The organism is Patescibacteria group bacterium (genome assembly GCA_026417895.1).
Lineage (GTDB): Bacteria > Patescibacteriota > Patescibacteriia > UBA2591 > CALHIP01 > CALHIP01.
This window is the reverse complement of the sequence record JAOACJ010000008.1, coordinates 1-21,977: the sequence shown is the minus strand read 5'-3', so window position 1 is coordinate 21,977 and position 21,977 is coordinate 1. Positions and strand designations below refer to the sequence as shown.

General features: G+C 33.6%; 21 protein-coding genes, 1 tRNA gene and 1 pseudogene. All 23 read left to right on the top strand.

From position 1 onward, the window contains the following. Positions 1-12: 12 nt before the first annotated feature. Positions 13-333, top strand: a complete 321-nt coding sequence (locus tag N2259_01220) for a T9SS type A sorting domain-containing protein (GenBank protein MCX7778847.1) — start codon at positions 13-15, stop codon at positions 331-333. 214 nt (positions 334-547) lie between these two features. After that, positions 548-620 (top strand) — tRNA-Thr (locus N2259_01215). A gap of 17 nt (positions 621-637) precedes the next feature. Next, entirely contained in the window at positions 638-1,318 is a 681-nt protein-coding gene (ftsE, locus tag N2259_01210) for a cell division ATP-binding protein FtsE (protein ID MCX7778846.1), read from the top strand. Positions 1,319-1,351: 33 nt separating this feature from the next. Then, on the top strand, positions 1,352-2,260 hold the full coding sequence (locus tag N2259_01205; GenBank protein MCX7778845.1) for a permease-like cell division protein FtsX: 909 nt from the start codon (positions 1,352-1,354) through the stop codon (positions 2,258-2,260). A gap of 144 nt (positions 2,261-2,404) precedes the next feature. After that, a complete protein-coding gene (locus N2259_01200) occupies positions 2,405-3,418 on the top strand; it encodes a rod shape-determining protein (GenBank protein ID MCX7778844.1) in 1,014 nt (337 codons plus the stop codon). Between the two features lie 65 nt (positions 3,419-3,483). Then, positions 3,484-3,621, top strand: a complete 138-nt coding sequence (locus N2259_01195) for a hypothetical protein (protein MCX7778843.1) — start codon at positions 3,484-3,486, stop codon at positions 3,619-3,621. Between the two features lie 64 nt (positions 3,622-3,685). Beyond that, a complete protein-coding gene (locus tag N2259_01190; protein ID MCX7778842.1) occupies positions 3,686-4,603 on the top strand; it encodes a glycosyltransferase family 4 protein in 918 nt (305 codons plus the stop codon). Between the two features lie 60 nt (positions 4,604-4,663). Then, complete coding sequence (gene holB / locus N2259_01185) at positions 4,664-5,638, top strand: DNA polymerase III subunit delta' (GenBank protein ID MCX7778841.1); 975 nt, start codon at positions 4,664-4,666, stop codon at positions 5,636-5,638. 4 nt (positions 5,639-5,642) lie between these two features. Next, positions 5,643-6,701 carry a YCF48-related protein gene (locus N2259_01180; protein ID MCX7778840.1) on the top strand — a complete coding sequence of 353 codons (1,059 nt, stop codon included), beginning with the start codon at positions 5,643-5,645 and terminating at the stop codon, positions 6,699-6,701. A gap of 12 nt (positions 6,702-6,713) precedes the next feature. Continuing rightward, on the top strand, positions 6,714-7,268 hold the full coding sequence (frr, locus tag N2259_01175) for a ribosome recycling factor (protein ID MCX7778839.1): 555 nt from the start codon (positions 6,714-6,716) through the stop codon (positions 7,266-7,268). An 81-nt stretch (positions 7,269-7,349) separates the two neighbouring features. Further along, positions 7,350-8,531, top strand: coding sequence for an RIP metalloprotease RseP (gene rseP, locus N2259_01170; protein MCX7778838.1), 1,182 nt, complete (start codon positions 7,350-7,352; stop codon positions 8,529-8,531). A gap of 1 nt (position 8,532) precedes the next feature. Continuing rightward, entirely contained in the window at positions 8,533-9,762 is a 1,230-nt protein-coding gene (gene proS, locus N2259_01165) for a proline--tRNA ligase (protein MCX7778837.1), read from the top strand. A gap of 213 nt (positions 9,763-9,975) precedes the next feature. Next, a complete protein-coding gene (locus N2259_01160) occupies positions 9,976-10,674 on the top strand; it encodes an MTAP family purine nucleoside phosphorylase (protein ID MCX7778836.1) in 699 nt (232 codons plus the stop codon). After that, the gene (locus N2259_01155) at positions 10,671-11,927 is read left to right on the top strand and encodes an amidohydrolase (GenBank protein ID MCX7778835.1); all 1,257 of its coding nucleotides are present in this window, start codon (positions 10,671-10,673) and stop codon (positions 11,925-11,927) included. The genes N2259_01160 and N2259_01155 overlap by 4 nt, the downstream gene beginning before the upstream one ends. Further along, positions 11,914-12,567: a deoxyribose-phosphate aldolase gene (deoC, locus tag N2259_01150; protein ID MCX7778834.1), complete on the top strand. Its 654-nt coding sequence runs from the start codon at positions 11,914-11,916 to the stop codon at positions 12,565-12,567. The genes N2259_01155 and deoC overlap by 14 nt, the downstream gene beginning before the upstream one ends. Further along, complete coding sequence (locus N2259_01145) at positions 12,564-13,370, top strand: NTPase (GenBank protein MCX7778833.1); 807 nt, start codon at positions 12,564-12,566, stop codon at positions 13,368-13,370. The genes deoC and N2259_01145 overlap by 4 nt, the downstream gene beginning before the upstream one ends. Further along, positions 13,367-14,173, top strand: a complete 807-nt coding sequence (locus N2259_01140) for a TatD family hydrolase (protein ID MCX7778832.1) — start codon at positions 13,367-13,369, stop codon at positions 14,171-14,173. The genes N2259_01145 and N2259_01140 overlap by 4 nt, the downstream gene beginning before the upstream one ends. 78 nt (positions 14,174-14,251) lie before the next feature. Next, on the top strand, positions 14,252-17,179 hold the full coding sequence (locus tag N2259_01135; protein ID MCX7778831.1) for a UvrD-helicase domain-containing protein: 2,928 nt from the start codon (positions 14,252-14,254) through the stop codon (positions 17,177-17,179). A gap of 115 nt (positions 17,180-17,294) precedes the next feature. Further along, positions 17,295-17,699 (top strand): hypothetical protein, encoded by a 405-nt coding sequence (locus N2259_01130; GenBank protein ID MCX7778830.1) that lies wholly within the window; start codon positions 17,295-17,297, stop codon positions 17,697-17,699. Between the two features lie 90 nt (positions 17,700-17,789). Further along, positions 17,790-18,320: pseudogene (gene pheS, locus N2259_01125) on the top strand (phenylalanine--tRNA ligase subunit alpha). Then, positions 18,308-18,850, top strand: a complete 543-nt coding sequence (locus N2259_01120; GenBank protein ID MCX7778829.1) for a hypothetical protein — start codon at positions 18,308-18,310, stop codon at positions 18,848-18,850. The pseudogene pheS and the gene N2259_01120 overlap by 13 nt, the downstream one beginning before the upstream one ends. Positions 18,851-18,853: 3 nt before the next feature. Then, positions 18,854-21,217: a phenylalanine--tRNA ligase subunit beta gene (pheT, locus tag N2259_01115; GenBank protein ID MCX7778828.1), complete on the top strand. Its 2,364-nt coding sequence runs from the start codon at positions 18,854-18,856 to the stop codon at positions 21,215-21,217. Positions 21,218-21,221: 4 nt separating this feature from the next. Beyond that, the coding region (locus tag N2259_01110) for a carbohydrate kinase family protein (GenBank protein ID MCX7778827.1) at positions 21,222-21,977 on the top strand (756 nt) is incomplete at its 3' end.

Below are 21,977 nucleotides of genomic sequence, written 5' to 3'. Positions count from 1 at the left end.
CCAATATCAAATATGACCCGGAATGTCATAGCGTGCAAAAGCGAAATAGTCTCCAACTCGCCATTTAGATTCAGTGTCAAGCCTAATCCGTTTAGCAAATCCGCCACGATTAGTTATACGATGCCGGTTGCTGGTAAAGTCTCAATCAAGCTTTACAATGCAACTGGCAGATTGGTTGGAACGCTGGTTGACGATTATTGCGATGTCGGCTCGTATTCATTAAAAATTCAAAATTCAGAATTTAGAATTTCTTCCGGTATTTATTTTCTCGACCTCGACTGCGACCAAGACCAAAAAATTTCAAAAAAAATTAAAATTATTATCCTGCCCTAAGAGGTGGGGCTTAGGGCAGGAATAAAAGGCGTCGCGGGTTCACCACTTTTCATCTTTCCCTTCCAACATCCCCCCCATTACCCGCGACGCCTCTTTCTTTTTTTTCAACCGCCCTTCATCTTTTCCTATTCCAGTTAAAAAAGACTTGTTTTGCTTGTCTTCTTTTTTTCTTTTGTTATAATGAGTTTAAAAAGAAGACTCTCGCAATTTTTATGCCAGTGTAGCTCAGTTGGTAGAGCAGGGCTTTCGTAAAGCCAAGGTCGTCGGTTCGAATCCGACCGCTGGCTTTTGAAAACCATCAAATATGATTAAATTAGTTAATGTCAGTAAAGTTTATCCACCCTCAACTTATGCTTTGCGGGACTTGAATTTATACATTGAGCCAAAAGAATTTGTTTCGGTTGTTGGTCAATCAGGGGCAGGGAAAACAACTTTGATTAAGTTATTAATCGCTGAAGAAAAACCAACGAGCGGGAAAATTATTATTGGTGATTGGGATATTTCAAAAATTAAACCCGACGAAGTGCCAGTTTTAAGAAGACAGATTGGTGTTGTTTTTCAAGATTTTAAATTATTAACCCATAAAAATGTTTATGAAAATGTCGCTTTTGCTTTGGAAGTCATTGGCGCGCCGGGAAAATTTATTAAGGAAATCGTTCCTCAGGTTTTAAAAATTGTTGGTTTGGAAAAAAAGGCCGAACGCTTTCCGGAACAGCTTTCGGTTGGTGAGCAACAAAGGGTGGCTATTGCTCGGGCGATTGTTCATCGGCCAAAAATTTTAGCCGCTGATGAGCCAACCGGTAATGTTGATTTAATTAATACCCGTGAAATTATTGATCTTTTTAAAAAAATTAATGAAATGGGGACGACGATTATTTTAGTTACTCATAATCGAGAAATTGTTAATTATTTAAAAACGCGGGTTGTTATTTTAGAACAGGGACAAATTATTTCAGATCAACCGAGAGGAAGATATATACTTTAAAAATTCAAAATTCAAATTTTTAATTTTTCAAATATGACAACTCTTTTTCGCTCGATACGCTGGGCTTGGCAAAGTTTTTTTCGCCAATTTTGGCTTTCTTTTGTGACGATGATTATTATCGGTCTTAATCTCTTTTCTTTAACCCTTTTTCTTAACTTGAGATTAGTTTTGGAGACGGTTATCAAGAATTTTCAGGAGAGAATTGATATTAATGTTTATCTTAAACCAAAAATAAACGAATCGGAGTTGGCAAATTTCAAAACCAGTTTAGCCAATTTACCTCAGACCAAAGAGGTTATTTATATTTCGCCAGATGAAGCTTTAGAGAAATTCAAAGAGGAGCATAAAAAAGATGAATTGATTATTAAGTCTTTAGAGATTCTTCAAGAAAATCCTTTAGGTGGAATTTTGGTCGTCAGGGCAAAAACAATTGAGGATTACCCGGCAATTTTAGAGGCGGTAAACAATCCACGATTTGACTCACTTATTCAGGAAAAAGATTTTCGTCAACCACAAAAAATTATTGCTATCGTGAAAAACATTTCTCAAAAAATTGCTTTAACTGGCCTGGTGATTGTGGCAATTTTTACCTTTATCGCCGTCATTGCTATCTTTAATAGTATTCGTCTAACGATTTATAGCCGAGAAGAAGAGATTAAAATTATGCGGTTAGTTGGGGCAACGAGTGGTTTTGCCCGTACGCCCTTTATTATCGAAAGTATTTTTTATGCTCTTGGTGCTTGGCTAATGAATTTAATTTTATTTCTTTTTATTTTTAAATTTAGTTCACCATCGCTCAGCAAATTTTTAGAGATTGATAAAAATTTATTTTTAATTTATCAAAAAGAAATTATTTATTCTTTTTTTGGCGTTTTAATTTTCGCTCTTTGTCTGTCAGTTATTAGTAGTTCTTTGGCGGTGAGAAGATATATCAAAACATAATTCAAAATTCAAAAGGCAAAACTAAAAACGAAAAAGCAAAATTCAAAAAGAATTAATTTTTTATGAAAATTTTGCTTTTTAATAAATAGTTTTAGCAAAGATTGACAAGTTTAAATTAAAATTATACTATTAAATAAAGCAGTTATGCCCTTCTTTACCAAAAAAATTGGCATTGATTTAGGTACAGCCACAGTTTTAGTTTATTTGCCTGGCCGGGGTATTGTCATTAACGAGCCATCAGTGGTGGCAATTTCCACTATTGATAAAAGAGTCTTGGCTGTCGGCGATGATGCCAAAGAAATGGTTGGTCGGACACCCGACACGATTGTTGCTTTAAAACCAATGAAAGATGGGGTGATTGCTGATTATAAAATTACTGAAGCGATGTTAAGATATTTTATTGATAAAGCACTGGGCACCTTTCGTCTTTTTAAACCAGAGGTTATGGTGGCGGTGCCGGCGGGTATTACTTCAACAGAAAGGAGAGCGGTTATTGATGCCACTTTAGCGGCTGGGGCGAGGGCAGCTTTTATTATAAAAGAACCTATCGCCGCAGCTATTGGCGCTAACATTCCTATTGGTTCGGCCTCTGGCCATATGATTATTGACATTGGTGGCGGCACAACTGAAGTGGCGGTGATTTCCTTAGGTGGGATTGTTGCCAATGCTTGTGTCAAGGTTGCTGGCAATAAATTCGATGCGGCGATTATGGAATATATTCGAAAGAAATATAATTTAGCCATCGGTGAGAGAACAGCCGAAGAGGTAAAAATTAAGATAGGGGCTGCCACACCGCTGGAAAAAAAGTTGGTTACCCAAATCCGTGGACGAGATATGATTACGGGTTTACCAAGAAATTTAACCATCACCTCCGACGATATTACTGAAGCGATTCAAGATGAACTTGAAGCAATTGTTAATGCTGTTAAATCAGTTTTAGCCATGACGCCACCAGAATTGGCAGCTGATGTTATGGATAAAGGAATGGTTTTATCTGGTGGTTCAGCCTTATTGAGAAAGATTGATAAACTTCTAACCGAGGCGACGGGGGTGCCAGCTTATGTGACCGACGAACCACAACTTTGCGTAGCCAAAGGAACAGGTATTGCTTTAGACAACCTAGAGAGTTACAAAAGAAGTATTATGGCTCTAAAATAGTTTCAGTGATGGGTTTGTCATTGTTGAGGGACTAATTTTGAAATTAAAAACCAAAAATAAAAATTATGCTCATTGGTATTGATGCTTCGCGAGCTAATCGTGAGATTAAAACGGGCGTCGAATGGTATGCCTATTATCTGATTGAAGAGTTAAAAAAAATAACAAGCGGCGACAAAAACCAGTTTTTTTTTATATACAGATAAACCACTGCAAGGGAAATGAGCACGGCTACCAGATCATGGGCAGGAAAAAGTTCTTCGCTGGCCAATCAAATATCTTTGGACCAAAATTCGTCTTTCCTGGGAGATGTTTAAAAATCAACCGGATCTTTTATTTGTGCCCAGCCACACTCTGCCGATTTTTTTCCCAAAAAAAACTGTTATTACTGTTCATGACCTTGGTTACGAAAGGTATCCTCAGGCTTACTCTTTTTTTTATCGATATTATTTAAGAAAAAATTACCGTTTCGCCGTCAACCGAGCGACAAAAATTATAGTACCGAGTCATTTTACGAAGAAAGAATTAATTAATCTATATCGAGCCGATCCAAAAAAAATAGAAGTTGTCCATCTTGGTTATAATGATAAAATTTTTAGACCAATTGAAAGACAGGAAAAAATTGAGAAGGTCTTAGAGAAATATAAAATAAAAAAACCCTATCTTTTATTTGTTGGTCGTCTGGAAATAAAAAAGGGTTTAAAAACTCTTTTCGAAGCATTGCAATTTTTAGTTGGTAATCATCGCTTTTCAAATTTAAATTTAGTTTTAATCGGAATGCCAGGTTTTGGCTATCAAGAATTAAAATTCAAAATTCAAAATTCAAAATTCAAAATTCATCAAATAGGTTATTTAAAAGGAGAAGAGGAGAGGGCTTGTTTCTATAATGGCGCTGAAATTTTTGTCTTCCCTTCCTTGTATGAAGGTTTTGGCTTGCCAATTTTAGAAGCAATGGCTTGTGGTTGTCCAGTCATTGCTTCTGATATCGAGCCATTAAAAGAGGTTGGTGATCAGAGTATTTTATTCTTTCAAGTTGGCAATGTTGAAGGTTTGGCGCAGAATATAAAAGAAGTTTTAGAAAATCAAGATTTAAAAAACCAAATCATTCAAAAGGGCTTTGAACGAGTGAAAAATTTCTCTTGGCAAAAATGTGCCCAGGAAACCATAAAGATTTTGGAAAGTCTATAAGAAAATAAAATTTTTTGAAAAATAAACAAAACATTTTGATCTTTATGATAAAATAATTTTATGAGATTTAATTGGCCAATTGTTGGTCATCAAAATATTGTTAATTTTTTACAAAAGAGTATTGAGAATCAAAAAATTTTTCATGCTTATTTATTTTATGGACCGGCCGGTTTAGGCAAAAAGACAATGGCTAAATTTTTTACTCTCTCTTTAATCTGCTCTGGTCTAGAAAAACCGTGCTTAAAATGTCAATCTTGTCAAAATTTTTTAAAAAACATTCACCCTGATGTCATTTGGCTTAGAAAAGAAGAAGGAAGAAAAAATATCAGCATCGATCAAATAAGAAACATCAAAGAAAGACTCGCCTGGACCGGCTTTACAGATTCTTACAAAATTGTTATAATAGTGAAAGCGGAAGAAATGACTTTAGATGCGGCTAATTCGTTTTTAAAAATCCTTGAAGAACCGCCGGCGAAAAGTTTGATTATTCTTTTAGCTAATTCTTTAAAAAATATTCCGAAAACAATAGTTTCTCGTTGTCAGCTGATTAAATTTTCTTTAGTGAAGAAAGAAGAAATTGCCCAATTTCTGCTGACTCGTTATCAATTAGAAGAGGAAAAAGCCAGAGAAATATCGGCTCTTTCTTTTGGTTGGCCTGGCCGAGCCATTAAATTCGCTGAAGATAAGAAATTTCTTAATAATTATTTAGCTGATCAAAAAATTTTTATTGAAATTTTAGAAGCAGATTCTTTAGACAAGAGGTTGAAAATTGTTGAAAAAGTAATCAAGCGGGAGAAAATTCAAGAAATGATTGTCAATTGGCAAATCCTAATTCGTGATTTAATTATTCTTCAGACAAAAAATCAGAAACTACTCGTTAATTTATCTTTTCAACATAAACTTAAAAAACTGATCGAAAAATTTTCTTTAGAAAAAATTTACCAAACAGAAATTAGATTGAATCATTTAGCTCTTTATCTCAACCAAAACATTAACTTAAAATTAGCTTTAGATAATTTCGTTATTAATCTATAAACTTATGAAGAAAAATTTTCTTTTCGTAATAATTCTTTTCTCCCTCCTTCTTTTAAGTGGCCAAGGTTGTGTACGAGTTCAGAAAGGGGGCCTTGCACCAGGCGATGGCGGTCTCTGGATTTCCAAGGATAAAGGCGAAACTTGGCAACAAAAAGTCGCCATGCCAACCTTAAGCGGTCTTAAACAGTTAAATGATTTAAACATCACCCTTCTTGTCTTTGATCCTCAAGATAGTCAAACCATCTATTTAGGTGGTGAAAATGCCGGCCTCTATTTTTCTTATGATAATGGCGAATCTTGGCAAGAGGTTACTAAACTACCAAAAGTAACGATTAACGCTTTAGCCGTTGATCCGAAAGCAAAAAATATTGTTTATGCTGCTATAGGTCATCGAATTTTTAAAACAACCGATTGCTGTCGTAGTTGGAAGGAAATTTATCTTGACGTACCTCGGGTGACAATTAATGCTTTAGCCATTGATTCAGAAAATAGCAAAAAAATTTTAGTAGGTTTAGCCGATGGTCGATTGATAAAAAGTGAAGATGGTGGAGTTAACTGGAAACTTCTCAATGATTTTAAAAATGGTATTAAACAAATTTTGTTTAATAACAAAGATCCGAGAATTATTTACCTGGGTACTCTCACGAACGGACTTTTTAGAAGTGACGATGGGGGTAATAGTTGGCAAAAAGTCGAAGGGTTAGAAAATTTTCCAGGCAGTCAAAATTATAAATATGGACTTTTTAATCAAACAAAAAAAGATGCTTTGTTTATTTTAACTGAGGCTGGCTTTTTCCGTTCCGATGAAGAAGGAAAAAACTGGCAAGGTTATCAGCTATTAACTAAACCCGGTCAGGCGAAAATTTATTCTTTCGCCATTAACCCCAAAAATCCGGATGAAATTTATTATGCGACCGAAAATACTTTTTATAAATCAAATAATGGCGGTCGCACCTGGATAACCAAAAATTTACCGACAAAAAGACTGCCCCTTTATTTGTCTTTAAATCCAGAAAATCCTAACATCCTCTATTTGGCTACTTATAAACCAGCAGAAAAATAACTAAGCTAATCTATGTCTACTCTCATTGATTCTTATCAAAAAGATTTCGAAAAGATTATTGAATTTTTAAAAAGGGAGATTACCAGCCTAAGGACAAGTCGAGCCAGTTCGGTTTTAGTTGAAAATCTTATTGTTGAAGCTTATGGTACAAAAATGCCCTTAAAACAATTAGCTGGTATTACAGTGCCAGAAGCCAGGACAATTCTTATTGAACCCTGGGATAAAAATAATTTGAAAAACATTGAAAAAGCATTTCAAAATTCAGGATTGGGTTTGACGCCGATTGTGGAAAATAATTTATTGCGGATTTCTGTCCCTCCTCTTAACGAAGAAAAAAGAAAAGAACTAGTGAGGTTGCTTCATCAAAAAGCCGAGTCAGCCCGGATTGCGGTGAGGGGGGTGAGAGACAAAATTCGCGAAGAAATTTTTCAAAAAGAAAGAAAAAGAGAGATTGGTGAGGACGAAAAATACCGACTTTTTAAGGAATTAGATGAGAAAATAAAGAAAATTAATGAAGAAATTGAAAATTTAATTGAAAGAAAAGAAAAAGAGATAGTTTCAATATAATTTTTCTAGAGATATCAAGAAGTATCAATTAGTCTTCTCGGTTTTGACGACTTTTTTGATATCTAGTGATATTAATTATTTATGTTGACAATCGCAGTTGTTCTTATTTCTTTAAGTCTGATTGTTTTTTTTCACGAATTTGGTCATTTTATTTTTTCTAAATTAAATCGAATAAAAGTAGAAGAATTTGGCTTCGGTTATCCGCCGCGAATCATCGGTTTGGTTAAATTAAAAAATAATCATTGGAAAATTTTTTGGGGCAAGAAAATACCATCAGAAGATTTGGCTTCAACGATTTATTCTTTTAACTGGATTCCTTTTGGTGGTTTTAATAAAATAAAAGGCGAAGAAGGGGAAGCAGACAATGAACCGGATAGTTTTTTTGCCAAACCATGGTGGCAGAGATTTTTTGCTATCAGCGGTGGCGTGATAATGAATCTCGTTTTGGCTATTCTTCTTTTCTCAGTTGGCTTTAATCTTGGCCTACCATCGATTGCTAGTCAAAAAGATCTTGGCACACATGTCCGAGTCAAAGAAGTTGGCATTCAAATTATCGCCCTTCAAAAATCTTCGCCAGCCGAAAAAGCGGGTTTGGTTTTAGGTGATTTTATCCTCAAAATTGATGGCAAGGCTTTTGACCAAATAGAAGAGATTCAAAACTATATTCGGGCTAAAACGAATCAAGAAATTATTTTAACAATTAAAAGAGGAAATAAAGAGAAAGAGGTAAAAATTGTTCCTCAATTAGCCAGTGAAGTTTTTCCGCCCGAATTATTAAAAAATCAAAATCTCAAGGGCGGGGTGATTGGAATTACTCTAGCGAAGGTCAATTTCGTTTCTTATCCAATACCGTTGGCTATTTGGCAAGCAATAAAGACAACAGCCATTTATGTTGGCAGAATTATTTATGGTCTCTATCTAACGTTGAGAGAATTGATTGTCCGACAAAAGATGATTGGTGAAGTTATGGGAGTGGTCGGTATTGGTACTTTTATTGGCGAAGTCTATCAAATTGGTTTTGTTTATCTTCTTCAATTTTTAGCCGTGATATCTGTTGCCGTAGCTGTTTTTCAATTAATTCCTTTTCCAGCTCTGGACGGAGGGCGTCTTCTTTTTCTTTTTATTGAATTATTAAGAGGTAAACCAGTCAGTCGCAAAGTTGAAGCAATAATCCATAATCTTGGTTTTACTTTTTTACTTCTTCTTATGGCTTTTGTTACCTATAAAGATTTAATGAGATTAGGCGAGAAAATTTTTAAATAATATGAGGCAGTCAAAATATTTTCTTAAAACTTTAAGAAAAATACCAAAAGAAGCTGAGACAGTTAGTCATCAGCTTTTAGTTCGCGGTTGTTTTATTGAACAATTAACTTCGGGTGTTTGGAATTTTTTACCTTTAGGTTGGCGCGTTCATCAAAAAATCGAAGAGATTATTCGTCAAGAAATGAACGCCATTGGCGGTCAAGAGGTTTATCTGCCAGTTTTACAACCAAAAGAAATTTGGCAAAAAAGCGATCGTTGGGAGAAAATGGATCCACCCCTCTTTAAATTAAAAGATCGGCATCATAAAGATTTGGCTTTAGGGCCGACTCATGAAGAAGTGATGACAGAAGTGGCGAAAAAATTTATTCAATCTTATAAAGATTTGCCTTTGGCGCTTTATCAAATTCAGGTTAAGTTTAGAAACGAAATGCGCTCAACGGGCGGCTTATTACGAACACGAGAATTTGTCATGAAAGATTTATACAGTTTTCATGCCACAGCCGATGACCTGGATCATTATTACCAAAAAGTTCTCCAAGCCTATTTGAAAATTTATCAACGATGTGATTTAACAGCCATTGCCTTAGAAGCGGCGACTGGTCCTATTGGCGGTAGCCAATCGCATGAATTTTTAGTTTTATCAGATTCGGGCGAAGACAAAATTTTAATTTGTGACAAATCTCATTGGTCAAGTAAAGAAGAAATGGCTAGGAATCAAGAAAAATGTCCAAAATGTGGCGGATGGTTATCGGTTAAAAAAGGTATTGAGGCTGGTCATATCTTTAAATTAGGGACTAAATATTCTCAGGTTTTCAATCTTAATTATCTAGACAAAGATGGTCAAAAAAAATTAGTTGAGATGGGTTGTTATGGTATTGGCTTGGGTCGATTAATGGCCACCATCGTTGAAGCCCATCATGATGAAAAAGGTATTATTTGGCCAGAGTCAGTGGCCCCTTTTCAATATCATCTATTAGTCTTAGACCAAAAAGAAAAAAAAGTGAAAGATTGGGCAGAAAAAGTTTATGAAAGTTTAATCAAAAAAGGAATCGAAGTTTTGTATGACGAGCGTGACGTTTCCGCTGGTATTAAGTTTCAAGACGCAGATTTAATTGGTTTGCCCTATCGCTTAGTCATTAGTCGAAAAACCGGTCAGAGAATAGAGGTAAAAAAGCGGGGAATAGAAAAAAAGATTTTGATAGATTTAAAAAAATTATTATTAAGAAAATAAAGAGAGAAGGAAAAATTTCTATCTTAAAGATAGAATTGGGAAAAATTAGAAAAAAATAAATAATTTTTAAAAATTAAATATTTATCTTTCTGCAAAAATATTTTTTTCTTCTCTTTTTTATTTAGAAGAGTAAAATTGTAAATGATAACCAAAAAATCGAACGAAATTCAAAATTTGGTAAAATAAATTTACCCCCCGAAAGTTAAAAAATTTATGAAAAATAAAGGTATTATTTTTTCCTGGCATCTCAAAAAAATAGAATTTTTGAAAAAGGCAAAGCCAAAAAATATTTGTCTACCGCCTGGGAGAGTTTTTTATTATCAAGTAAAAAACTTTTTTTTCATTCCTCGACACGGCTTAAGAGAAAACATTCCACCACACCAAATCAATCATCAGGCTAATCTTTTAGCTTTTAAAAAATTAGGCGTAAAATTTATTTTTTCTTTTAATTCGGTTGGTTCATTAAAAAAAGAAATTAAACCAGGCTATTTCTTAATTCCCTCAGACTATATTGATTTTTATCCACCAACCTTTTTCGAAAGAAATCCAAAATTTATCACCCCGACTCTTTCTGAAGAGATAAGAGAAATTTTTATTAAAATTCTCAAAAAATTAAAATTAAAATTTTTCCGACAAGGCATTTATTTCAATAGCAGGGGGCCGCGCTTAGAAACTAAGGCTGAGATTAATTTAATTAGAAATTTTGCTGATGTGGTAGGAATGACGATGGCTAAAGAAGCAACTCTGGCCAACGAGTTGAATTTAGAATACGCCTCTTTATGTTCGGTTGATAATTATGCTCATGGTATTATCAAAAAAATTCTTTTAGAAAAAGAAATTAAAGAAAATCAATCGAAAACGATAAAAAAAATTGAAAGAATTATTCAAGAAATTTTAAAAGAACAAAAATGAGCCTCTTGATCAAACAAGTTATCTTAAACGAAAGAAAATGTGATCTTTATATCGAGGAAGGGAGAATTAGGAAAATTGGTCAAAATTTAAACTTGAAAGCGAACGAAAAAATTGATGGGAGGGGTAAAAAAGCAGTTATGCCCGGCTTGATTAACTCTCACACCCACGCTGCCATGACTCTTTTTAGGGGCTACGCTGACGATCTTCCTTTAGAAACTTGGTTAAAGAAAAAAATTTGGCCAATAGAAAAGAAAATGAGTTACGATGATATTTACTGGGGGACAAAACTTGCTTGTTTAGAGATGATTAAAGGTGGAACAACTTGTTTTAATGATATGTATTGGTTTGAAGAGGCTACTTTTGAGGCAGTTGAAGAAATGGGTTTAAGAGCCGTTATTGGTTTGGTAATAGTTGATTTTATTCCGGAAGCAAAAAAAAGGGTTGAAAAAACTTTTGAAAAATTAAAAAACCGATCTTCAGATCGGATTAAGTTAAGTATTGCCCCTCATGCCATTTATACCGTCTCTAAAGAAAATCTAATTTGGGCAAAGAAATTTGCTTCTCAAAATAATCTTCTTTTACACCTTCATCTTTCTGAGACAGAAAAAGAGGTTCAAGAATGTCAAAGAAGATATAAGATGAGACCGGTTGAATTTTTAGATAAAATTGGTTTGTTAGATGAAAATTTGATTGCCGTTCATACCCTTTGGCTTGATGATCGAGAGGTTGAGATTCTAGCAAAGAAAAGAGTAAAAATCGTCCATTGTCCAACTTCGAATATGAAATTAGCTTCTGGAATTTTGCCTTATCGAAAATTAAAGAGAAGGAAAATCAACATTACCCTTGGAACAGATGGGCCAGCTTCTAACAATAGTCTAGATATGTTTTTCGAAATGAAAATTGCTTCACTTCTCCATAAAATTAAAGAAATGGATCCGTCAATTACTAAAGCCAAAGAAATTTTTGCCATGGCAACCAAAAATGGAGCCAAAACTTTAAAAATTGAAACCGGAGAAATAAAAGAAGGAAAATTAGCTGATTTAGTTTTGATTGATTTAGAAAAGGCCCCTCTTATTCCTCGTCATCATCTCATCTCTAATTTAGTTTATTCAGCCAGCAGTGATTGTGTTTCTGATTTAATTTGTCATGGTAAAATATTAATGAGAGAGAGAAGGGTCGAAAAAGAAAATGAAATTATAAAAAATAGTCAAAAAATAGCAGGAAGGCTAATTAAAAAATATGAAAATCAATAAAATTATTGATCAAACAAATATTAGAAAAACAGCTTCTTCTAGAGACATTAGAAAAACCTGTCAGGAAGCAAGAAAATATGACTTTCGAGGCGTCTGTGTTAGGCCAAAATGGGTAAAATTAGTGAAAAAAGAATTAGCCGGCACCGAAATTAAAACAATTTGTCTAATTGATCCGCCAATTGGTCATAGTCCATCTTCTTTAAGATTGGCAATAGCCAAAAAAGCGAAAAAAGATGGCGCTGATGAATTAGACGTTGTTGTTTCTTTAGTTGATGTGAAAAACGAAAGATGGAAGAAAATTTTTAATGATTTAAAAAAAATCTGTCGGATTTTACCTACCAAAGTAATCATCGGCTCAGGTTATTTAACTGATCAAGAAATTGAAACTGTCTGTCAAATTGCTAAAAAGGCAGGCGCTTTCTGTGTTAAAACTGCTACTGAAAAAGACCCTCTCGGCCCTCATGAGATAGAAGAAAAAATTCGGCATTTAAAAATTATGAAAAAATCAGCGCCAGGATTACTAATCAAAGCATCAGGCTATATTCAAACTTTAAAAGATTTGAAAAAAGTAATACAGGCCGGAGCTGATATTATTGGCACGAGCTTTGGGGTAGAAATTATTAAAGAAATAAGAAAATGAATTGGCAGAAAATAATAGAAGAAGAAGTTAAAAAATCTAAAATTACTTATTTTTATTTTAAAAAGAAAAAATATCCTTATTTAATTTTACCTTTTGATGCGAGGATGCCTTATAGATTTCAGAAAGCAGTCGTTGATGGATTTTCTCAAGTCTTAAAAAACGAGTTGAAAAAAGCAAATACTATCTTAGCCGTTGAGGCAAAAGGATTTTTTCCTGCTGGTTGGTTAGCCTTAAAAAAGAAGAAAGATTTAGTTGTCATTAGAAAAAGGGATTACAAGATTAAAAATCAGATAAAAAATATTTTTGTCACTGGTTTACCAGGCTGCGGAAAAACTACTTTAATCAAAGAAGTAATCAGAAAATTAGAAAGAAGGGTTGGTGGCTTTTTTACTTCAGAGATAAGAAAAAATGGTCAAAGAGTTGGTTTTGAAATTTTCAGTTTAGATGGTCAAAAAGGAATTTTAGCCCATCAAGATTTTCAGAGTCCTTTTAAAGTTTCGAAATATAAAGTTAATCTAAAAAATTTAGAAGAAATTGCTGTAAAATCTATTGAAGAAGGGATAAAAGACAGAAAATTGATTGTTATTGATGAAATTGGAAAAATGGAACTTTTTTCTGAAAAATTTAGAAAAGCAGTTTCAGAGGCCCTGGAAAGCACAAATTTCATTCTTGGCACTATTACCTTAACGAGAAATGAGTTTACTGATCAGATTAGAAGACGTGAAGATACAAAAATTTTTTATTTAACAAAAAATAACCGACAAGAAATTAAAGAAAAAATTTTAAATCTGCTTAAAACATGATTGATACTCATTGTCATTTAAATTTTCAAGCCTTTAAAGATGATTATAGGGAAGTAATTTCACGCTCTTTTGGTCATGGGATAAAGTCTTTAATTGTTATCGGCTCAAATTACAAGACAAGTTTAAAAGCCATTGAGGTGGCTAAAGAGTTCAAAAGTTGTTACGCTGCTTTAGGCCTTCACCCAATTCATGTTCAAGACGAAACTTTTGATTTCGAAAAATATCATTCTCTTATTCGCACGAACAGTAGAATAATTAAGGCGGTTGGCGAGACAGGGTTTGACTTCTATCGCCATTTAGAAAATAAAAGTAATAATGATGAAATAAAAAAAATACAAGAACAAATTTTTATTCAGCATTTAAAATTAGCTAAAGAATTTAATTTGCCGGCTATTCTACATTGTCGCGGTGAGGTGAATAATCCTTTTAGAGCCTATGAAGATTTGTTATTTGTTATTCATAATAATAAATTCACAATTCCCGGCGTCATTCATTGTTTTTCTGCTCACTGGTTAATTGCTCAGAAATTTCTGAATTTAGGTTTTTATCTTGGCTTTACCGGCATTATCACTTTTAAAAATTGTGATGATTATTTATTAGAAGTGGTAGAAAAAACACCTTTAGAGAAAATTTTAATTGAAACTGATGCTCCTTACTTAGCGCCAGAACCATATCGTGGCCAGCGATGCGAGCCGTGGCAAGTTCAATTCACTGCCCAGAAAATTGCTGAGATAAAAAAAATCACTTTAGAGCCTGTGGTAGAGGAAACCACCAAAAAGGCCGAAGTATTATTTGAATTATAAAATTTAATTTTAAAATTAGATATTTTTTAGTTAATGCCTTTTGTCAAAAGAGGTTTTTTTTGTTAAAATAAAAAAATTATGACCGAGGCCGAAATTTTAAGAGATTTAAATCAAGAACAAAAAGAAGCTGTTACTCATCAAGCTGGTCCACTTTTAATTGTTGCTGGGGCTGGTACTGGCAAGACAACAGTTATTACTCGTCGGTTGGCTTGGCTTATTCTTTCCAAAAAAGCCAAACCCGAAGAAATTTTGGCTTTGACCTTCACTGATAAAGCGGCCGAAGAAATGGAGGAGCGAGTTGATTGTTTATTGCCTTATGGTTATGTTGATTTATGGGTTTCTACTTTTCATTCTTTTGGTGAGAGAATTTTGAAAGATAATGCTTTAGAAATTGGTTTAGATCCAAATTTTAAATTATTGACACCGGTTGATGCTTGGCAGATGATACGGCAAAACTTAGCCCAATTTGAACTTGAATATTATCGACCACTTGGTTCGCCAACTCGATTTTTACAGGCCCTTGTCCAACATTTTTCAAGATTAAAAGATGAAAATGTTCAACCAGAAGAATATCTTCAATTAGCAGAGAAAAAAATAAAAGAAGCAAAAAACGAGGAAGAAAAGGAGATGGCAGAGAAAATATTGGAAGTAGCCAATGCCTATCGAGTTTATGAGGAAATTAAAAGAGAAAAGGGCCAGCTTGATTTTGGTGATTTAATTGTTAAAACTTTAGAACTCTTTCAAAAAAGACCAAGTATCTTAGAAAAATATCGACGACAGTTTAAATATATTTTAGTTGACGAATTTCAGGATACTAATTGGGCTCAATATGAATTGTTAAAATTATTAGCCAGTCCAAAAAATAATTTGACAGTCACAGGTGACGATGATCAGAGCCTGTACCGTTGGCGTGGAGCAGCCTACACTAACTTGATTCAATTTACTCGGGACTACCCCGAGGCAAAAATTGTTGTTCTAAAAGAAAATTATCGTAATAAACAAAATATCTTAGATTTAGCCTATCAGTTTATTCAGTTAAACAATCCAGATCGACTAGAATATCAATTAGCTCAGCAACCAGTCAAGGGCATTATTTTAACCAAAAGACTTAAAACAGTTCGTCAGGGTTTTGGGTTGATTAACCATTTACATTTCAAGACGCAAGAAGAAGAAGCTAGTGCCGTCATTAAAAAAATTATTGAATTAAAAAAAGAAAATCGTCAACTTCTTTGGTCTGATTTTGCTATCTTGGTCCGAGCCAATGCTTATGCTGATTTATTTATTCAAAAACTTTCTCAATTAGAAATTCCTTATCAATTTGTTGCCTCGCGTGGGCTCTATCGTCAGCCAGAAATTATGGATTTAATTTCATTTTTAAGACTTTTAGACAATTACCATGAATCAAGCGCTCTTTACCGAATCGTCTCTTTGCCAATTTTCCGTTTCGATCCATTAGATTTAATGAACTTAATGCATTATGCTCGACGGAAAAACATTTCTCTTTTTGAAACTTTTGAACGATCTAATCTTTTGGGTATTAAACCAGAAACAAGAAAAGAAATTGATAAAATTTTAGAACTCATTAGAAAATTTACGATCCTTGTTAGAAATAAAACAGTCGGCCAAATTCTCTATCAGTTTGTCGAAGAATCGGGTTTATTAAAAATTTGGTCTAAAGAAGAAACCTCGGAAGATATTGAAAGAATTTCTCACCTTCGTCAATTCTTTAAAAAAATTGAGGAATTCGAAAGAACAAATGAAGACAGATCAATTAAAGCCTTTATTGATCAGATTAATTTAGAAATTGAAGCTGGCGAAGAGGGGGCTTTACGTGGTCTGATTGAGGAAGGTCCGGAATCAGTCAAAGTGATGACCATTCATCAAGCCAAAGGTTTAGAGTTTCCTTATGTTTTTATCGTCAATTTAGTTGACAAAAGATTTCCCTCAATCGAAAGGAAGGAGCCAATTGAGGTGCCGATTGAATTAATTAAAGAAATTATTCCAGAAGGTGATTATCATTTACAAGAGGAAAGAAGGATTTTTTATGTCGCTATGACCCGCGCCCGCGATGGTTTATTTTTTACCTCAGCGGAAGATTATGGTGGGACAAGAAAGAAAAGACCATCGAGGTTTCTTCAAGAATTAGGTTTTGTTAAAGAAGAAAAAGTTATATCTCGCGAGCAACAAAAATTGAAACTAACCATACCAACCATTGATCAAGATTTAATTCAAACGAGAAAAAACATTGAAGTCTTGCCCAAAAAATTTTCCTATACTCAACTTCATGTTTTTGAACTTTGCCCAAAACAATATAAATATGCTCATATTTTACAAATACCAGGTCGACCAAAATTTACTTTCAGCTTCGGTCATTCCATTCACAATACTTTAAGAGATTTTTACTTACGCTATCAAGAAACAAAAAAGGTGCCGACCCTTGAAGAACTTTTGGCTATCTATGAAAAAAACTGGCTCGATGAATGGTACGAATCAAAAGAACAGGAATTAGAAAGAAAGGAAAAGGGTCGTCAATCGTTAATTGAATTTTATAAAAAACATCAAGGAAAATTTAAAATTCCTAAATTTATTGAAAAAAAATTTAACATTAAAATTGGAAATTACACGCTTAAAGGAGTGATTGATCGAATCGATATTCTGGAAAGTTGCCAAATGGATGTAGCCTCATGTCATAAGGTAGAAATTATTGATTACAAAACAGGCGAGATACCAAAAAATGAACGACTAGAGGACTTAGACCAACTTTTAATCTATGCTTTGGCCGTGCGTGAGGTTTTTTATGACATTCCAGCAAAATTGACCTATTATTATTTCGATAGTAATCAGACGGTGACCATTGAAAATTTTGAGAATGAACTTTCTTCTTTTAAGGAAAGAGTCAAAGAAAAAATTGAGGAAATTTTAAAAAGCGATTTTTCCGCCACCCCTAATCCTTGGAAATGTCGCAATTGCGATTTTCGTGAGATTTGTGAAGATAGACAACTCTAATAGAAAATTATATAATTAATCTAATCAACCTAATTATTGACGACTAATTTTTTCAATATTTAATACCTGAAAATTAGGATTTATTTAGAAATTAGTAATTAAAAATTTCCGTAATATGACTCTTCGGCGCTCCCTCTCTTTAATCTTAATTTCCACTATTTTTTTCTGGTTGATTGTCTTCGTTTTCTTTCTTTTTGTTGACCCTGTTAAAGGTGGCAATCTAGCTTTGGTCATCCTTTTTTTGGCTCTTTTTTTTGGGCTTTTAGGATTTTTCACCCTTTTCTTTATCATCTTAAAATTTCGTCATCTTAAAGAAAAGGAAAAAATTTTCGAGAAATTTGCTGTCGGATTTCGTCAAGCTTTTCTTTTTTCATTTTTTCTTATTTCTTTAATTCTTTTAAAATTTTTTAAACTTTTAGCTTGGTGGAGCGCTTTTTCTTCTTTTTTATTAATCATTCTCTTAGAATTAATTTTTTCGACAAGAAAAAAGAGATTTACTTATTTAGAAAATAAATCCTAATAGTGATCTATAAATTTTATGCTAATTTTATGAACAACAAATTCCTCGTCTGTAGATTAGCATACTATTTTGCATATCCGTATTATATTTATGTTTGAAGAAATAAAACAACTTAAAGAAAAATTGCAGCAAGAAATTACTCAAATTTCTAATTTTTCATCACTGGAAAATTTAGAAAAAAAATATCTTGGGCGAAAAGGTTTGCTTCGAGAAATTTTGCGAAAAATTAATCAGTTACCAGAGAAAGAAAGACCAAAGGTTGGACAATTAATTAATGAAACAAGGAAGGAGATAGAAAAAGTAATTGAAGAAAAAAAGAAATCTATGGCTTCTGGTTGGGAATCTAAAGTTGAAAAATTTTTTGACATCAGTTTACCGGCTGAAAAAATTTTCTTCGGCCATTATCATCCATTGACACAAGTGAAAAATGAAGTGGCTGAAATTTTTCAATCAATGGGCTTTGAGGTTTTAGAAGGACCAGAGATTGATAATGACTGGTATAACTTTGAAGCGCTTAATATCCCACCAGAGCATCCAGCTCGCGATATGTGGGATACATTTTATCTTAAACCACAAATTCCAACTTCCAAATTCCAAACAAATTCAAAATTCAAAATGCAAAATTATTATTACGGACCCATACGTCAAATATGCAAGTCAGAGTTATGGAGAAAAGAAAGCCGCCACTGCGTGTTTGTGTTATTGGTAAATGTTTTCGTCACGAGGCAACTGATGCTAGCCACGAACATACTCTTTATCAGATTGAAGGTTTTGTTGTTGATGAGAAAATTAGTTTAGCCAATTTAATTTATACTATTAAAAGTTTTTTAAATGCTTTATATAAAAGGGAAATTAAAATAAGAATTCGGCCGGGCTATTTTCCGTTTGTTGAGCCTGGTTTGGAAGTTGATATGGCTTGCGAAAATTGCCTGGGAAAGGGTTGTTCAATTTGCAAAAATTCTGGTTGGCTTGAGATTTTAGGTGCCGGCATGATTCATCCCAAAGTTTTCGAATCAGCCGGTTATCCAAAAAATAGATACACTGGCTTTGCCTTTGGCGTCGGCCTTGATCGGCTCGTGATGATGCGTCATAAAATTGATGATATTCGTTGGTTTCATTCTGGTGATTTAAAATTTATAAGACAATTTTAATTTATGAAACTTTCCTATCAATGGCTAAAAGAATTAATTGGTATAAAACTCTCGCCAGAAAGGTTGGCTGAGGTTTTGAATTTGCAAGTAGCAGGCGTAGAAAAATTAGAAAAATTAGGCAAGGGTTTAGATAAAGTGGTAGTCGCTAAAATTCTAGAAATTAAGAAACACCCTCAAGCAGATAGACTACAGTTAGCGAAAGTGACGACTGGTAAGGCGAGTTATGACATTGTCTGCGGTGCTTTCAATATCAAAGTGGGTGATAAGGTACCTTTGGCCCTGCCAGGAGCAAAATTACCAAACGGTATGGAAATTAAGGAATCAGTGATTCGTGGCGTCAAATCAGAAGGTATGCTTTGTGCCGAGGACGAACTAGGAGTAGGCGAGGACCATACTGGTATTTTGATTTTAGATAAATCAGCTAAGATAGGTCAACCAGTGGCAAAAGTTTTAGGTTTAGATGACGTAATTATTGAGATTGAAAACTCTGCTTTAACTCACCGGCCAGATTTATTTGGCCATCTTGGCTTTGCCAGGGAAATCGCCGCTCTCACAAAATCAAATTTCAAATTTCAAATCTTGAAACCAAAAAAGAAAACTCAAAACTTAACCAATCTGAAAATTAAAGTAGAAAATTACAAAGATTGCCCACGCTATATGGCGGTAGTCATCGATGGGGTAAAAATTGAACCATCACCTTTATGGTTACAAAATCGCTTAAGAAATTTAGGTCTTCGACCAATTAATAATATTGTTGATATTACAAATTACATTCTCCTTGAAATTGGTCAACCACTTCATGCTTTTGACTATCATAAATTAGAATCTAGAACAATTATTGTTAGAAGAGCAGAAAATAATGAAAAATTATTATGTTTAGATGGCATTGAAAGAAAACTAGATCCAGAAGTTCTGGTTATTGCTGACGAAAAAAAGCCAATTGCTTTGGCTGGCATTATGGGTGGTGAAGAGTCAGGTATCAGCGAAAAGACAAGAACTGTCGTCATCGAATCAGCTAATTTCAACCCCGTTGTTATCAGAAAAGGAGCAAGAAATGTTGGCTTACGGACCGAGGCTAGTTTAAGATTTGAAAAAGGATTGCCCTTAGTTTTGGCTGAAGAGGGGATCTATCGAGCCATTGAGTTAATTAAAAAAATCACTGGTGGAAAAGTTGTTTCAAAAATTTACGATCTCAGAAGTAGAGAAACAGAGAAAAGGTTAAAAACAAAAAAAATTATTAATTTAGAAATGAATAAAATCTCAGATTTAATTGGCGAAAAAATTTCCAAGAAACAAATAACCCAATTTCTTAATCGTCTTGGTTTTGTGATAAAGAAGATGGATAAATCGATACAGTTAGTGGTGCCATTATACCGAAGCGACGTTGAATATCCAGAGGATGTGATCGAAGAGATTAGTCGATTGTATGGTTATCAAAAAATTAAACTGCAACCAATTGGGGGAAAATTTACCATTGTTTCCGAAGATCCACTTTTAAAATTAGAAAAAAAATTGAGAAATATCTTAATTGGTCTAGGCTTTGATGAGGTTTATAACTATTCTTTTTATGGTGAAAGTTTGATTAATCTTTTAAAACTTAATCCAGTCGACCATCTAGAAATAACCAATCCTTTAAATCCAGAGCAAAGATACCTAAGAATTTCTCTTTTACCAAAGATTTTAGAGAATGCGATAAAAAATATCCCAAATTTTGAAAACTTTCGAATTTTTGAATGTGGAAGGACTTACAAGGGGCACGAGGAGAAGCATTGCGCCGGCCTCGTCTTAGAAAAAAATAAAAGAATGTTTTATTTGATTAAGGGTATCGTAGAAATGATTTTAGAAAAAATTGGTTTTGAAAGAGACCAGATTTGTTTTCAGCAAGACAGAGATTCTCATTATCAATATCTTAATCACTTAACCCGCATTCTGGTTGATCAGAAATTAGTTGGTTTTTTTGGCCAATTAAATGAAACAATTAAAAATAACTTGAAAATTACTGCAGAGATAGGTCTCTTCGAAATCAATTTAGAAAGTTTAAAAGATTTAAAAATTTCGACTAAAATCTTTAAACAAATTTCTCCTTATCCACCAATCACCCGTGATTTAGCTTTCTTGGTGCCGAAAAATATAATTTTTAATGATATTTTTCAAACGATTAAAAACTTCCACCCCTTAATTTATTTAGTTGAACCATTTGACGTCTTTGAATCAGAAAAATTAGGTCAAGGTGTTAGAAATATTGCCTTTCACTTAACCTTCCAATCATTTGAGAAAACCTTGAAGTCGGACGAGGTAAATAAAATTATTTTAGATTTAGTCAAAATTTTAGAACAAAAATTTGGGGCAAAATTAAGAAATTTTTAAATTTATGACTTACGATATTATTACCATCGGTGGGGCGATTCGTGATTTTACTTTTTATGTGGAAAAATTTAAAGGCAAAACAGCTGGAAAAGTTTGTTTTCCTTTAGGAACAAAAATTAATATCAAAGAAGCCTATTTTACCCATGGTGGCGGTGCTTGTAATGTGGCTGTTGGTTTAGCCAATTTTGGTCTGAAAGTGGCAACCATTGTCAGAGTAGGTAAAGATTACTCTGGCCGAGTCATTATCGATGGTCTAAAAAAGAAAAAAGTTGAAACAAAATTTATTCAAATTGATCAAAAATTACACACCGGTGTTTCCGCCATTATTCAACCAAAGGGGGGTGAGAGAACAATTTTTACTTTCCGTGGAGCCAATGATAATCTTCAATCTTCAATTTTCAATTTCCAATTTCCAATTACAAAATGGATTTATATTGCTTCCTTGTCTGGCAAATGGGAAGAATTATTAAATAAAATTTTTGACCCAAAATCTAAAAATTCAAATCTGAAAATTGCCTGGAACCCTGGAATCTTACAAATTCAAGCGGGGAAAATTGGGTTAGCAAAATTTTTAAAGAGAACTGATCTTTTAATTTTAAATAAAACAGAAAGCGCGCTTTTGACCGACAAAAGCGAAAAAAACGTTCCTCAGTTATTAAAATCGCTGATTCAACTTGGACCAAAAATTGTGGTTATCACTTGCGGTCCAAAAGGCGCATATGTGATGGCTGAAAACGAAATTCTTTATCAGCCCGCCAAA

Excerpts from the sequence above, each read along its gene's own strand:
- N2259_01220 (MCX7778847.1), top strand. The coding sequence starts at position 13 with ATGACCCGGAATGTCATAGCGTGCAAAAGCGAAATAGTCTCCAACTCG.
- ftsE (MCX7778846.1), top strand. The coding sequence starts at position 638 with ATGATTAAATTAGTTAATGTCAGTAAAGTTTATCCACCCTCAACTTAT.
- N2259_01205 (MCX7778845.1), top strand. The coding sequence starts at position 1,352 with ATGACAACTCTTTTTCGCTCGATACGCTGGGCTTGGCAAAGTTTTTTT.
- N2259_01200 (MCX7778844.1), top strand. The coding sequence starts at position 2,405 with ATGCCCTTCTTTACCAAAAAAATTGGCATTGATTTAGGTACAGCCACA.
- N2259_01195 (MCX7778843.1), top strand. The coding sequence starts at position 3,484 with ATGCTCATTGGTATTGATGCTTCGCGAGCTAATCGTGAGATTAAAACG.
- holB (MCX7778841.1), top strand. The coding sequence starts at position 4,664 with ATGAGATTTAATTGGCCAATTGTTGGTCATCAAAATATTGTTAATTTT.
- N2259_01180 (MCX7778840.1), top strand. The coding sequence starts at position 5,643 with ATGAAGAAAAATTTTCTTTTCGTAATAATTCTTTTCTCCCTCCTTCTT.
- frr (MCX7778839.1), top strand. The coding sequence starts at position 6,714 with ATGTCTACTCTCATTGATTCTTATCAAAAAGATTTCGAAAAGATTATT.
- rseP (MCX7778838.1), top strand. The coding sequence starts at position 7,350 with ATGTTGACAATCGCAGTTGTTCTTATTTCTTTAAGTCTGATTGTTTTT.
- proS (MCX7778837.1), top strand. The coding sequence starts at position 8,533 with ATGAGGCAGTCAAAATATTTTCTTAAAACTTTAAGAAAAATACCAAAA.
- N2259_01160 (MCX7778836.1), top strand. The coding sequence starts at position 9,976 with ATGAAAAATAAAGGTATTATTTTTTCCTGGCATCTCAAAAAAATAGAA.
- N2259_01155 (MCX7778835.1), top strand. The coding sequence starts at position 10,671 with ATGAGCCTCTTGATCAAACAAGTTATCTTAAACGAAAGAAAATGTGAT.
- deoC (MCX7778834.1), top strand. The coding sequence starts at position 11,914 with ATGAAAATCAATAAAATTATTGATCAAACAAATATTAGAAAAACAGCT.
- N2259_01145 (MCX7778833.1), top strand. The coding sequence starts at position 12,564 with ATGAATTGGCAGAAAATAATAGAAGAAGAAGTTAAAAAATCTAAAATT.
- N2259_01140 (MCX7778832.1), top strand. The coding sequence starts at position 13,367 with ATGATTGATACTCATTGTCATTTAAATTTTCAAGCCTTTAAAGATGAT.
- N2259_01135 (MCX7778831.1), top strand. The coding sequence starts at position 14,252 with ATGACCGAGGCCGAAATTTTAAGAGATTTAAATCAAGAACAAAAAGAA.
- N2259_01130 (MCX7778830.1), top strand. The coding sequence starts at position 17,295 with ATGACTCTTCGGCGCTCCCTCTCTTTAATCTTAATTTCCACTATTTTT.
- pheT (MCX7778828.1), top strand. The coding sequence starts at position 18,854 with ATGAAACTTTCCTATCAATGGCTAAAAGAATTAATTGGTATAAAACTC.